This is a genomic window from Haladaptatus pallidirubidus (genome assembly GCF_020700235.1).
Classification (GTDB): Archaea; Halobacteriota; Halobacteria; order Halobacteriales; family Haladaptataceae; genus Haladaptatus; species Haladaptatus pallidirubidus.
Genome location: NZ_CP085302.1, coordinates 519,517 through 533,248, shown reverse-complemented (window position 1 = coordinate 533,248; position 13,732 = coordinate 519,517). Strand labels below are relative to the sequence as shown.

At 48.9% G+C, this 13,732-nt stretch carries 15 protein-coding genes; 9 read left to right on the top strand and 6 right to left on the bottom strand.

Annotation, left to right across the window (positions count from 1 at the left end):
- The first annotated feature begins 138 nt into the window (after positions 1-138).
- Complete coding sequence (locus LIX15_RS23570; RefSeq protein WP_227777224.1) at positions 139-465, top strand: hypothetical protein; 327 nt, start codon at positions 139-141, stop codon at positions 463-465.
- A gap of 176 nt (positions 466-641) precedes the next feature.
- On the opposite strand, the gene LIX15_RS23565 is transcribed toward LIX15_RS23570, so the two are convergent.
- Both LIX15_RS23565 and LIX15_RS23560 read right to left on the bottom strand, forming a co-directional pair.
- Complete coding sequence (locus LIX15_RS23565) at positions 642-1,793, bottom strand: McrC family protein (RefSeq protein WP_227777223.1); 1,152 nt, start codon at positions 1,791-1,793, stop codon at positions 642-644.
- Between the two features lie 125 nt (positions 1,794-1,918).
- Positions 1,919-3,925, bottom strand: coding sequence for an McrB family protein (locus tag LIX15_RS23560; RefSeq protein WP_227777222.1), 2,007 nt, complete (start codon positions 3,923-3,925; stop codon positions 1,919-1,921).
- Positions 3,926-4,295: 370 nt separating this feature from the next.
- Here LIX15_RS23560 and LIX15_RS23555 point away from each other — a divergent pair, with 370 nt between their 5' ends.
- The 3 genes from LIX15_RS23555 (at position 4,296) to LIX15_RS23545 (ending at position 7,715) form a co-directional block, all read left to right on the top strand.
- Positions 4,296-5,027, top strand: a complete 732-nt coding sequence (locus tag LIX15_RS23555; protein WP_227777221.1) for a lamin tail domain-containing protein — start codon at positions 4,296-4,298, stop codon at positions 5,025-5,027.
- Between the two features lie 26 nt (positions 5,028-5,053).
- Entirely contained in the window at positions 5,054-6,010 is a 957-nt protein-coding gene (locus LIX15_RS23550) for a DUF8159 domain-containing protein (protein WP_227777220.1), read from the top strand.
- A gap of 289 nt (positions 6,011-6,299) precedes the next feature.
- On the top strand, positions 6,300-7,715 hold the full coding sequence (locus LIX15_RS23545; protein ID WP_227777219.1) for a restriction endonuclease: 1,416 nt from the start codon (positions 6,300-6,302) through the stop codon (positions 7,713-7,715).
- Positions 7,716-8,113: 398 nt separating this feature from the next.
- On the opposite strand, the gene LIX15_RS23540 is transcribed toward LIX15_RS23545, so the two are convergent.
- The gene (locus LIX15_RS23540; protein ID WP_227777218.1) at positions 8,114-8,260 is read right to left on the bottom strand and encodes a hypothetical protein; all 147 of its coding nucleotides are present in this window, start codon (positions 8,258-8,260) and stop codon (positions 8,114-8,116) included.
- A gap of 245 nt (positions 8,261-8,505) precedes the next feature.
- On the opposite strand from LIX15_RS23540, the gene LIX15_RS23535 reads away from it, so the two are divergent.
- Both LIX15_RS23535 and LIX15_RS23530 read left to right on the top strand, forming a co-directional pair.
- Entirely contained in the window at positions 8,506-9,420 is a 915-nt protein-coding gene (locus LIX15_RS23535) for a DUF8159 domain-containing protein (RefSeq protein ID WP_227777217.1), read from the top strand.
- Between the two features lie 257 nt (positions 9,421-9,677).
- On the top strand, positions 9,678-9,845 hold the full coding sequence (locus tag LIX15_RS23530) for a DUF1931 domain-containing protein (protein ID WP_227777216.1): 168 nt from the start codon (positions 9,678-9,680) through the stop codon (positions 9,843-9,845).
- 142 nt (positions 9,846-9,987) lie between these two features.
- Here LIX15_RS23530 and LIX15_RS23525 read toward each other — a convergent pair whose 3' ends face one another.
- The 3 genes from LIX15_RS23525 to LIX15_RS23515 form a co-directional block, all read right to left on the bottom strand.
- The gene (locus LIX15_RS23525) at positions 9,988-10,347 is read right to left on the bottom strand and encodes a hypothetical protein (RefSeq protein WP_227777215.1); all 360 of its coding nucleotides are present in this window, start codon (positions 10,345-10,347) and stop codon (positions 9,988-9,990) included.
- A 118-nt stretch (positions 10,348-10,465) separates the two neighbouring features.
- Positions 10,466-10,726, bottom strand: coding sequence for a hypothetical protein (locus LIX15_RS23520; protein WP_227777214.1), 261 nt, complete (start codon positions 10,724-10,726; stop codon positions 10,466-10,468).
- Positions 10,727-10,910: 184 nt separating this feature from the next.
- Positions 10,911-11,150, bottom strand: coding sequence for a hypothetical protein (locus LIX15_RS23515; protein WP_066147500.1), 240 nt, complete (start codon positions 11,148-11,150; stop codon positions 10,911-10,913).
- A 110-nt stretch (positions 11,151-11,260) separates the two neighbouring features.
- Between LIX15_RS23515 and LIX15_RS23510 the strand changes: the two genes are divergently transcribed.
- The 3 genes from LIX15_RS23510 (at position 11,261) to LIX15_RS23500 (ending at position 12,951) form a co-directional block, all read left to right on the top strand.
- Positions 11,261-11,497 carry a hypothetical protein gene (locus LIX15_RS23510; RefSeq protein ID WP_227777213.1) on the top strand — a complete coding sequence of 79 codons (237 nt, stop codon included), beginning with the start codon at positions 11,261-11,263 and terminating at the stop codon, positions 11,495-11,497.
- A 128-nt stretch (positions 11,498-11,625) separates the two neighbouring features.
- Complete coding sequence (locus LIX15_RS23505; RefSeq protein ID WP_227777212.1) at positions 11,626-12,435, top strand: manganese catalase family protein; 810 nt, start codon at positions 11,626-11,628, stop codon at positions 12,433-12,435.
- A 150-nt stretch (positions 12,436-12,585) separates the two neighbouring features.
- On the top strand, positions 12,586-12,951 hold the full coding sequence (locus tag LIX15_RS23500; protein ID WP_227777211.1) for a hypothetical protein: 366 nt from the start codon (positions 12,586-12,588) through the stop codon (positions 12,949-12,951).
- Positions 12,952-13,732: the final 781 nt, after the last annotated feature.

Genomic DNA, 13,732 nt, shown 5'->3' with positions numbered 1-13,732 from the left:
AAAGTGGATGACGAGACTACGCTCAGCATGCTTTGAGATATTCAGAAAGTTCAACAAGTGTCGATATGGGTTCAATCAATTTCGTTCGAATTGTTATATTCGGCTAACATTTTTGCGTGCTAGCCTTGTGCCTCCTCTATGGCATCAGATTCATCACAAGTGACTGAAGTCGTCCAATTCGAGTCTGATGATCCAGAAGCAGCCTCAGATGACATCGCTGACTTCATCAACGAGAAATATGATTTCGACGTGACTGTCGAAACGGAGCAAAAAGGCTTCATAGAACCAATCAGCACAACCATTATTATCTCTGTTGTTGGTTCAGCTGTCACTGTACTCATCACTGAACTTGCCAAGGAATTAGGCCGGGAAGCAGCTAAAGAAATAGCAGACTACATCCGAGAGAAGCATCTCAAGAAAGAAAAGAGCGATGTAGCTGGTTTCAATTTCCAAAGTAACCATTGAGAGACTTTTCTTCGAGATTTCCAGATACCAGCGCGCGGATTGAATTCTCTGCGTTCATAAGTCACCCCGCGCATAGGCTTATTCGAACTGCCTGTTTGGTTCAACTGCAAATACGTCACGAGTCTAATGAAGACCCTTCTGTGAAGTCTATGATTGAATAAATCTAATCGCGACCATCACTCGTTTACCAGAGTCCAAATCTGCTCGCACATTCTCTTGGAGACCCGATCAATATACCCGCTAAATTCCTCGGTCACCGTCGGAATTGGCAACTCAACTAATGAAAGCGGATACTGATCCACCACGGAATACTCGGTCTCAACCTCACCCCCTTGCTCGGGATAAATCAGTACCCCAGGCACATCGTGAGCAAATTGATAAGAAACCATCTGATAAAAGTCAGCGTTAGATGGGCGACCCAACTTCCACTTTGCATCACCCACGAGCGCTATCTCCCCTTCGGAATCACGAATCAGGATATCGGGCCGAATAGATACACTGTGCTTCCCATCGGTGACTAAGTTCCGAGTCGTCACCTGAGACGCAACGTTCCATCCGTCTCGCTCCGCTACCACCTCAGACATAGCCCGCTCGACAGCCTGCTCAAAGATCTTGTTCATATCGATCAGCAGGGCAAACGACCGCTGCTTGCCGGTCATGAATTCGCGAACGTAGATACTTCGCAGAACGAGTTTCGTTAACCGAAGCAAATCAGTATAGTACTCATTCAACCGCGTAAGCTCCACACGTTCCAATTCAGAGGCTCGAATCGGTACCAGTGTGACTCGCTGGCGTAACAGATGCCGGTGCTTGAGCAACGACTGCTTCAGCGTTTGATCGCGAACGAAGCGAGTCAACATCGTCGTAGCATAGAGAATCGCTTGATTCGGGACTGTATCGTACGTGAATTCGTCGTACGAACATTCGAACCGAGTTGGTGCTACACCTTGCTTCTGAATCTGTCGTCGAACATTGAGCTGTCCACGAAGGTGCTTTTCTGCTCCCTCAACGCGCCGATAGTCTCGAAGTAGCCCCTGTCGAATAACGTTCTGAAGCTCAGCCTCATAGAGTGCTGCAAGCGCCTCGATAAACGTCTGTCCTGCAGAGATCGACGTCTCGCGTTCAATCGTAACTGCATCGACACCGTGTGCGTAGCGCAACAGATGGAGAAGATTGGTTCGTCCCGCTTTCGGTCGGACCTGTATCGTCGGGCCATCTGGAAACGAGACAATCCCGACGTGCTGGGTTGCCTGCAATACAGCGTTCCCATCCCGATCGAATGAAACGCCCAGACGCTCCCCATCTCTATTCACTTCCGTTTCGAGCATCCGAAGCGCTGAATCGCTCAGATCGAGTGGCTCCGTTTTCTCGTATTCCCGCAGCGTGAAATCGACGCTCTCCTCATTTTCCCCGTCAAGCAGCGGAAACGGTACGGATTGTGCCATTGGTTTGGTTAGTTCTCCCGATTCGCGTTAGTGAGTGCCCCCGACTGTACTTCATCACGAAGCTCAACGAGGAGCTTGTTATCGAAATCAGGATGGCGGAAATAACTAGTCCCGGAGACACGACTTCTGTGATCTGATGCCTGTTCGAGAATGGCCTGAGCTACCCCAGAGAATGAATATTCCTCATTGTTGAATAACCACCGAACACCGTTACTCTGACCCACTCTCCCCGTAACTTCACATCGCCAGAACGAATCAGAAGGATCATACGGAGGGTCAGAATTCTCGGGCACCTTTTCTTCATCGAAGACTAACTCATCCCCGGCTTGGAGTACTCCTTCGTCTAGAAGAAGATTGAGCGTGTAGACTGTCTCTTCGCCTTCGACAGCATCACCGTTGACCTCCGGCTCTACTAACTCGATACCGACGAAGTCAGCGAGTGACCGTCGTAGATCATCCCGCGTGAAGTCTGCGATCTCCTCCGTTTCCCAGTGGAACAACCGCCCTCCACTTGTTTGAAACAGTTCTTCTCGAATTCGTACAAACTGCCCGAAGTAGTACTCCTCAAGTAGTGGGAGAATTTCGTACTTCCAGGCATCGACAATATCGTCAGCATCGTCGAAATTCATTAGATACGAGTGACCGATCTGCTTGCCCTTCCCCAAATCAGGTGTATCGACGATGGTTTCGTTTAGCTCACGAACCGCCAATACCGATAGGGCAATTAAACTCTGAAACGGATCCACACTCATTCGAGCCGTATCGTGAATCTCATCCAATCCATCGAAGCCATGGTGATCGATCACAACCGAGTAATTCGGTGGGAATGCCAAGAAGCGGAACCGACGTCGAAGCGCTGCATCGACCAGCGCAATCGATCTATCCGCTGTGTTCATCGTCCCGATAACGTAGAGATTCGGTGGAACGGTGAATGACTCTCGTGAGTGGGCGAGTGTAATCTCGACCTCATTCGGTTGGTCAAGCCGTTTGTCGCTTTCAAGGAGGGTAATAGTCTCGCCGAAGATCTGTGCGAGATTCCCGCGATTGATCTCGTCGACAATCAGGACGAAGCGCCGCGCTTCATCGATATCGTCGTTGTGCTTTGCGTGCTGGTATGCTGTCGTCGCTCGCTTGCAGATTCGTTTGAAAACCCCATCCTCGATACGATACTCGACAGCTCCGCCATCAGCCTCGGCAGTCAGACCCTCGATGAAATCCTCGTACGAGAACGACGGATGGAACGTGACTGTTTCGAGCTGTTCTTTACTGGGCGTGAAATCCGATTGCTGATTGAGCCACCAACGAGCAAACTGACGTGCAGTATATGTTTTCCCAGTACCTGGTGGGCCGTAGAAGACCAATTGCCGAGCTTTCAGTAACTGACGCTCAATTTTGACTGCTTCTAACGGTTCCTTATTTGGTGCTGTGAGCTTATCTCCACAATCTATTGAGTACTGCGTGTCTAAAACGGGTAGAGAAGAGGTTTGCTTGTCGAATTCTTCCTTGAGCCGATTTCGGGCTTGATCATTAATCGCTTCATGAGCGATCAGGTTCTCAAGATAATAGTTTTCTAAATCGGAGTCTATTCCGCTAACTGCACCTTGGATTTTCCCAGTGGCTGAATAGATGGATTCGAGATTGAGTAACTCGGTGATCTCTTCCCAATCTTCCTCAAAGGGCGTGTCAAGCTCACGCTGAATTGGATCACAATACAGAATCCACTGATAATCTGTGTCGGACCATAGAGATGCGCCAGGCTTCTCACTGACGTCAACTTTGTCTCGATATTCCCATATTCCTTTTACGCCTTTCTCTGATCCTCCCGTTCGGCGTGCTAGTACAAGATCTCCTGGTTCAAGTCGTGTCGCTGGCACCTTGGAGTTTGGTCGAACACCTTGACAAGGATTCCCTATAGATCTCTCATCGTGGAAATCGGAATTCTCTGGCCCAGTGACGCACTGTTGCCAATTTGACTTGTTGATATTGAAAATACAGATATTAGATGACTCATCCATGAATCCAAACATGGACTGAGGAATATAGTAATTTCCCATATTATTCTATTATCAACCTCCATAGACACGATTGTCGGAGGTTGGCGCGAACGTGTCTGAATGTGTCCTACTCACTGTGCAGAATAAAATGACGACACCAAAGAGGAGTCGCTTCTATAATGCATACCTGTTCTACCTATTGCACCTATTCTTCGGGTATCCACCAGATACCCACCCGGGGACTCAATTTCCCGTGTTCTAACTTGCCTTAACCACCCTGAGTCTATTCTCAACTCTAGTATTCGAAACTGCATTTATTCAATACTATTTAGAAATTTCCAGAACGTCTGACATAGATTTATCTGCTCGCCAACTAATTCCATAGCTGTATATGAAGCAGACACGACGAAGCGTTCTTGGCGCAATCGGAGCGGTAGCAACAGTGGGTATCGGTGCGACGCAAGTTCTTGGTGCAGACTCTAATGTTCCACTCCTCCTTGATCCACATCCTGACGAAGAGCACCTTCTCGTCAAAAATACGACCGACTCGCCGTTCAGCCTTGACGGGCATTACGTCGACTTCGAGTACGTAAACGACGGGGAAGATCAACGATATTCGATTCCCTCCGGCTATACGATTTCCGCGGGTGGCACAATCAAAATTGCAACCGGTGCGGGAGAGGTCCCTGAAGGCGCTATAGACATGGACCAGCCCGATTATGAGATGAACAACTCCGAAGCGGACGTGTACGCCATCCTCGATACTGACGAAAACGTCGTTGCTCGCAGTGACCAAGAGAAATACCGGGCATCGATTGATCCAAACGAGGAAACAACGACCGACGAGACGACGCCTGAAGAGGAAGACACCACCGGCGACTCCTCTGATGAAACCACGACAACTGAGGAAGAGACGACCACCGAAGACGACTCTGACGAGTCCACTTCGGATGATACGACCGATGACTCCGACGACAGCGAGTCAAGCGGTGATTCCTCAGACGATACCCGGTCGGGTGACGACACTGAATCAGATGAGAGCGAAAGCTCGGAAAGCGATGACTCCGAAGATTCCGATTCGGACGACTCGTCTACCGAAAAGGATTCACAAGACGACTGCTGAGACAGCCAGTTGACCACCCTATTTTCATGACCAATAGATCACGGCGACGGTTTCTCACATCGGTATTAGCCACAACGAGTCTCGGTATGCTTGCTGGGTGTTCGGACATCCTCGGGTCCATCGAAACCAATAAGCCCGAAACGTCCTCGAAAACGCCAGACTCGAAGACAGCAGTGACAGAAACGATCGCATCGACCGTTGAAACGGTGACTGCCACAACACAGTCACCCACCAGTGAGTCATCAGAGGATACCTCGGCAGAACCATCCTCGACATCACACTCACAAGCGACAGATCAGAAGACATCGACCGAATCATCAAAGTCAACAATCACCGTCGATGTCCCTGTTGAGACTCCATCTACGACATCGAAGGAAACGATGTCCGTTGACAGTGCATTGGAATGGTTGATCGACAGTCTCCAATCAGAAGGGGTCAACGTTTCCAATGCGACTACGTGGCGTGATATCGTGAAAATCATCCATACAACCAACGAGACAACCCTCCTCGATGGATTGGCTGGAGAAATCGGAACTGTGGCTGGCCGTTGGGTACGATTCACCACCAAAGTTGAGAGCCCACCATCCGAACTCCGAGCCACTCTGCAAGACGAGGATGGTGATGATATCGGAGGCTATTCGGTGATGACCAAAGATGCGGAAGCCGTGTTGGACGGGTTCATGACCACCGATGAGTTCTCCCGTCGGATCGTCGAGACGATTCGATTCTCACCCAATATTCCGACGACTAGGACGACGCGGACTCCGTCGACCACGACAACCACAACGACAACACTGCCGGAATCAACAACGACGACGTCTCAAACGACTCGTGAGCACCCACCGACTACAACGAAGAATAAGGGGACGACGACAACACGTGGTACAACCACATCTACAACCACTACAACGACAGAAACGAGCAGATCGACAATCAACACCACGACAGAGAATGTAGGATACACAACTGAAGCATCCAGATAACGGGTGTTTTTCGGAGCTTCTTTTGAATATCTCTCCTCGACAAGCCCGTTTACAACCACATCTGTCGTCCGACGTGGCCACCTAAGCTACCCCCGCAATCCCGCCCGTCATGCCCATTCAAGCGATTTAATCAATAATCTTTAGCAGCAGGGGATGAAGAATCGATTTGGGGGATGTCAACGACCATTCATTGGTCGTCTTGAACGTAACATACAAAACATAAAACAAGAACCAAATTTTGGTATTCGTAGTAGTAGCTTTTTATGCCTCTGTTTAAATTCTATTCTGTATGGAAGTCGAAAAGGACGAACCAACCTGGGATCCAGATCATCTTCGACGTCGGCTCCAGTCAATGGATGACTTTGACTTTGAGCATCTCATCGCCGATTTGTGGGAGGCACAGGGTTGGAACGCTGAGGTTGAACAGCAATCCGGAGACGCGGGCGTTGACGTCCGCGTGACGCGGAGTTCTCCATATAACCGGAAATCGTTGATTCAGGCGAAACGATATAGTGATGACAATCCAGTGGGAGGACCTGCTATTCAACAGTACTCTGCGTTAAAGCAGCAGGAACCGGATACAGACGAGGCGATAATTGTCACCACTGGCCGGTTTACAAATTCAGCCAAGGACCGTGCAAAAGACCTCAATGTAAAAATTATCGATGGTAAGGGCCTCGTATCTCTAATTGACGGTCTTGCAGCATACGATATAGTCGAAGAATATCTTGGACAACCTAGTGGAGGCGGATCACGACCACGAGCAGGACGCAAATCCGAGGAACGTCTTCTTGTTGATATTGATGACCGTGATGATTTAGAGGAACTCATCGGTCAAGATTTGGATACGTATTTGGAGGAAGAACAGTATCGAGCAACTCGCGCAATGGAGAGCGCTCAGGGACGAGTTAAGCTTAATCCATTCGATGCGAGCGAGATAGGGATATTTGACAATCTTCCCGAGGAGGGATTCGAACGACGATTCTCAGCAAATAAGGATCGACTTGTTTTTCTCAAGGATGATATTCACATCGATGAGGAGGGAAACGTCTACGTTGAAGATTTGACCAAATACATTAACCAGAAAGCAATCAAAGGTCATGAGTCAGGACCAATTATTGGTGTAATCGAGCGTGGTATTCCGGATGGTGCTTGGTTATCAAATACCGGTAAGGATTTATTTGAACAAAAGAAGCAGACCCGCCGTGTTAAGCAGAAGGCGTCCAATCTATATTCCAAATTCAAGAATTCTGAATTTTATAAAGAGAGAATATCTGATTCTACTCGATCTACTCATGATGACGGTTCAACATTTGACTCGGATTTACAGAAACAGGAGAAGTTTGGGTCTCAGTCTGAATCGTCGGGAATAGATGTTGAATCATCTGCACAGAAAAAAGAGAGAAGCCAGCATGAGTCGGTTAATCTGGATTTGACCCGCTCACACTGGTTCTATGCAACTATTGGTGGAATAATCGGGTGGATATTATCATTCGCTGTTTCTGGTGCACTCAGTGGATTTTTGATCTTGGCTTCCTGGGTACTTCTACCGGTTGCTTTATTTATGGACATGAAGAAAACGGGTTTTTACTCGATTCGTAAAAATAGATCGAGGGCATATCTGGTTGGTTCCGCTATTCCGCTATTGGCTATCATCCCGGCCGCTATCTATCTATATCGGCGCGAGAAATCTTGGGAAGGTTAATTAAAAATTCAGCCGAATACGCCTATTTTCTACTGGTACCAGGACGACTGTCCTACATGCTGCAATACTACCAACTTCTGTTGTGCTGGTCAGGATAACGGACAGTCACAAATTACGAGGACGGTATAAAATTCGTACCACCACGAGACAGTCAGAAATACGAGGATGCTGCGATTAGTATTGTATGCTAACTCTAGCAATCCCCAATCCTGAATGAGCGCAACGGCTCTTTGCTACTCTGATTGTCGCTCCATGTTAGAAAACAGTAAATGCATGCCTGTTACTCATGCGATCGGCCGGCTACCGCGCCAACCTCGTCAGAATGAGCGAGCAGTGACGAAGACGACATACAACGACAGGAGGGCAACGGCAATGACAGGAATACCAACGAGCACAAATCATACATCACCCATTCCCTCAGCAACGTAGGTACCCATCTGCGCAAGCCGGAATGCAACGAATCCTCCAATGAATGCAACGATTCGGATGACTGCTGATTGGTTATCGATCCACCTTCCAAGCATACTAATTCGATTTTGAATCATGAAGATACATACGCACACTTACAATATAAAATATCCACTCAATTTAAGGATAATGTCTGTACTATTGAGGAAATAAACTCTAACCTTAACACGATCTTTTTTATCAATTCTGTTCTGATATTGTAATATATTCTCTTTTAACCCATACATAATTATATAATTATAGAACGTATCTAAATATGGTAACCAATCCTATGAATTATCGCACCTACTCCAGAAGCATCCCTCTCATTCTCGTTGCACTGATGGTCGTCTTTGCTGGCTGTGCTGGCAACATAACCATTGATACCGAAACTACGACGGCTGCACCCACGACTACTACAGAGACACGAACCACCACAACACAAGACTCAACGCCAACCACAACAACTACTGCTGATTCCACTGTGACAACGAGTACTGAATCAACGTCTACTACAGCTAATGACGGCCCATGGCAGACAACAGAGGAAGAATCAACTACCACAGCTGACGAATCCCAGCAAACAACGACGACTCATGGGCTACAGTCGACCACCACGACAGCGGCTGAAGAGGATAAGACCACTGAAGACAGTGAGGAAACGTCTACTAAGGCCCCTGAACCAGACGGATCAACCACAAAAGCCCCAACACCAGAACCGACAACTGAACCCACATCGACGTCAGAATCGACTTCAACGCCAACCCCTGAAACAACGTCTGAACCGACGCCGACGTCAACACCAGAAGAAACAACGACTTCGACTCCCGAGAAGAGCGAAGATGACTATCGGGATGAGTTCCTCGCCGAAATCGAATCGAATGGTATCACCGTCGTTCGCTATTCCCATCATACTGGGAGCTCCTTTGTGACTTATGACACGCAGTATTTGAGGGACGCAAATGCTCAACACGAGGAGATGGATGTTATCATCAAGGCATTTGCTGCGGGAGTAGGAGAGGGCTGGCAGACAAACCGTCTTGGTGCAACCATCCAAGAAGGATACGGTGAGCCGTTGGCCTACTACCATATTGAACGGGCATGGGTTGAGCAGTATAACCAGGGAGAGATCAGCTACGACGAACTGAAGGAGAACGTTGACGAGACAGCCGACTGGTTGTATAATGCACCATCAGAATCGACGACTGAATCGGATCCCACTACCACGCCAGAAGATAGCGATAACACCACACAATGAGTGCCTGTCGTGTGTTCGATACACGATGAAAACTGCCTAGCGATTCCAAGATCTTTTGGCGTATCTCCCACAGTAGGAAATAGACGAACACAATAACCAATGCAGACAAGTATCTGCCCCCCACCGAGCGGTCACTGCCGGAAACTCGGACTCACGAATCACACAAAGAATATCGTTATCAGTGATCCGAATTACTGGTCCTTTTTCAACCATTTCACCACTGGTCTTTTGTAGTATTATCCCGTCTGGGCGCTTGTATGGCCGATTTGATTGTCAAAGCGGCAGTGAAAGAACAGCTCGAAGGACAGAATGTGGCGAGTGACTTCTACGATGCACTCGATGAAGAAGTCGCTTCAGTCCTCGACAATGCCGCCCGCCGAGCTGAAGAAAACGATCGCAAAACCGTCCAACCGCGCGATTTGTAACGGTTCACCGCTTCACTGTAGTATCACCCTGTTTTTGCTCGTCACTACACAGAACTCTGTTCTCTAGGGACTGACCGCTACTCTGGTCGAATCCAAATCACCCGACGAGCTTCAGGCTTCTTCTTTCGAATCTTGTTGCTTACTACGAACTTGCGGACACTCGCTGAAGAATATGACTGAGGATGTCCATTCGCTTGCGATCATAGTGAGTGAGGTCGTAGCGGTTGCTATTATTGCGTTCACTGAATACCTCGATGATCTCAAGCTGCACGAGTAACGCTAGCAGATTCCCCAGCATTTGCGGTGTCAGGCTGGAATCGGGAAGATTTTCACTCAGTTGTTTGGTAGAGGGATAGTTCCGCGAGCAGACTTCGAGCGCTTCTCGGACACGCTCATGGTACGCTTTCAAGAGACCATACTTTGCAGGTGATGTTTCCTGCAGGCTCTGTGCTTGCCGTTGAAGCGAGTCAGCCATACTGTTTGCGTCACTATCTTCGGCCATATCATAATATGAGTTCCAGAACTACTTAACCAGAGATAAACAGACGAAAACAGACAAGTAGTTTGTACCGATTGCCACGAATCTTCGACCATCTCAAAATTGAGGAGGTGACTGATCGCTAGGCCGGCGCTTCAGTCGCGAGCAAGTCCTGTATGTCGTCGCGGATACCGATCCCCGCGAGCACAATGAGCGCGATCCCAACCACGGCGGCAACCGTCTTGCCAGCTGTCGCGGCAAGCCAGTCATGACCGAACAGGGCGAACGCGCCGAGCAAGACAAGCAACATTTCGTTGCTGTCTCGAATGTGGGTGATGGCGTTCATAGTATGATCGGCGGATTTCGTCCCGCCCCACCGGGAGCGGGCTGACCGACGCAGCACCCCAAAAAATGGGGGCCTCGGCCTTAAATTAGGCCGAGGATTTTCATCGCCGTTGCGACCGAACCGAGTGCGTAGAAGGCGATTTTGACCTTTTTGAGCACTCGGTCAACGTCTTCGTCGGCCATGGTTACTTTGCGAGGACGGGCATCACGCCCCCTTCGCTGTCAATTCCTACGAGCGACAGCTATTCTGGGCGAATCCATATCACGCGTCGAGCTTCGGGCTTCTTCTTGCGAATCTCGTCGCTCTCATGGAGCCGAGTGAGAACGTTATACGCCGACCGTCGGGACCAGCCAAGTTCGTCCGCGATTTCGCTCGTCATGTAGGGTTCGAGCGGCTGCATGACCTCTAAGACGGCCTCTTCAGTGTGTTCTTGGACATATTCTCCGCTCTCATTCCGCGGCCTCTCATCGTTCTCTGTCATATCTACTCTTTCATTTCCACATGGCATAAACTTATTCCTTATAGGGAAAACGGTGGTTTCATTACCATGCCCTATAAGGAATAAGTGGGAAGAACGGTGCCCTCGGGTGTGTGGAAACGCGCCGGGTGCGACAACACCCGGCGCTGGTCTTCCGTAATGAAGCCAAGAAGACCATGTCAACGAAAACGCCTAGTGAACTTGAAGCTGACGAGACGGCACAGAAACGCGCACAGGCCGAACAGTTTTCCTTCGACATTGAGACACCAGGACACCTCAACATCTCCAACGAAAGTCAAGAGAATCTCGTAGACCACCGATATGTGGTCTTCATCGCCATTTTCGACTAACGTGCCTGCATCACGCTCATTATTTGGTGGAAGTTTTTGCGAGGTTCATAATATTCTGTTTAATTACTCTGCACTAGCAGCCAATGTGCCTAATAAACTGCTCGTGGCGTGATGGAATGGAGAAATCAATGTTCTACCACGATAACGAGCTCCAGTACGAGGTTGAAGTTCATGACCCAGACCCACGTTTTGCGAAAATGCTTCAGCAAGCCATCGGTGGGGCGGAAGGGGAAATGCGTGTCGCGCTTCAATATATGTTTCAGGCGTTTGCAGTGCCAGCCGACAAAAGTGAGTATCGACAACTGCTGATGGAGACAGCAACTGAAGAACTCGGTCACATCGAGATGCTTGCTACCGCTGTCGCGAAAAATCTGGAAGGTGCCTCCGAAGAACAACGTGAAGAGGCACGCGAGGACGCCGTTATCGCCGAGATGATGGACAGTGGGCAGCCCCGTCAGGCCCTTTCGGCCGGTCTCCACGCGATGCCCGTCGATTCCAACGGAGTCCCATTCAATGGGGGCTGCGTTGTCGCTAGCGGCAACCTTGCTGCGGATATGTACGCGAACATCATGGCTGAATCAACTGGTCGGACTCTCGCTGCCCGCCTTTGGGAGATCACCGACGACCCAGGGATGAAAGACATGCTCTCATATCTCATCGCCCGAGATACGATGCACCAGAACCAGTGGCACGCTGCCCTCGAAACGATGGACGACCATCTTCCAGTTCCGAACAGTTTCCCACAAGAAAAAGAAAATCAGGACGTCAATTACAAATTTATGTCCACATTTAAGGACGAACAGCCAGATCCGGAAGAACGCTGGACACAGGGCGAGTCGATCGATGGGAAGGGCGAGTTCTCCTATGGCCGCCAACCCGGTGGTGGCGAACCTGACCTCGATGAGGTTATCGAAGCCATGCACAACGAAGTGAATTAGAGAACACTTTCCAGAGAGTTCAGCGCGACAAACTTTTTTCGATTGATGGTTGTTTATTACCGATGGAGATTGCTGCCTAGGACTCAGCAAAGTCATTAGTGAGAGCTACGAGAGCCCGCTGAGTACTAATACGTCGTCACGCTGGACGACGTGACCCACGAACTGATGGCCTGTACGTGCCCGCACCACGTCCACCGTAATGCCTTCTGCAAGCACATGACCGCCGTTGAAAACGCAACTGACGAGGGGGCGCTTGAGGTGTTCTCATCGGAGGACAACGACGACGATGCCGAACCCGAAGACTGGTCTGTGACGGCCTCGGTGACTTCCCGTGCTGGCCATGCGTGCGAACAGGACGGAAGAACTCTCGAACTAAGCCACGTTTCCGTTCTCTGTGTCAATGGCATGGTAATTGACGCTCTCTGCTGTCATGAACCAGCAAACACTCACAAGGCGATTTCGTTAGTATATCCTCTTAACATCGACTTATTCGAACTTCAGCGGTGCCAGTATTGATTAGTGAACATACGGAGATCATCGTATATGTCCAGGTCTGAAATTGAAAATCCAGTGATTTTTACGACAGTGGTGATCCTGATTTCAGTGTTATTCTCGGTTTTCATTCAAGTCGTTCTCTTACCTGGTACTCTCATGATTGCAGTACTTACGGGTGCCTTCATCGGACTCTCTTATACGGTTGTGTATTTATATCACCAACGTAGACAGAGTGACTTGGCTACTTAGTAAGTAACTGTCTCATCTTGCTTCCACCGTCTGAGCAATTTCTTCACTAGACATCGTTAACCACTGTTTTGACTGTCTGAGACATTCCCGTCCACGGATAACGTTCCCCTATTCACCGCGAGATCACAAATTGATAGATCAGTAATATTGAGATCGTAATAATTCTGATAGCACTGGGCATCATTCGTCTCAGTTTTCGCAGCACTATTGGTGTCTCTGCCCGCTCACTGCGTCTCTAGGCTTAATTCCTCTCTGGAGCGTCCATCCTCTCCAACCACATTCACTTTCTCACCAATATGACTGATTATTATGTATATATTCCAATATTTGCGCTATAGGGCCACAACAATTACGAATAGACAGTAACAACGAAAATTTGTAGGAAGAAGAGACTAGGTTGCTATCAGTCCGTCATCCACAACCAGCAATAAACGTGTAACCGCGTCATGGCTATCCCTACACGTTTATTCCATTTGCCAATGCAGTCGTTTACTTTACTGGCTAGGAATTCTTTCTATAAATGGTTGAAGCTGGAGACCAAACCTATCACTGT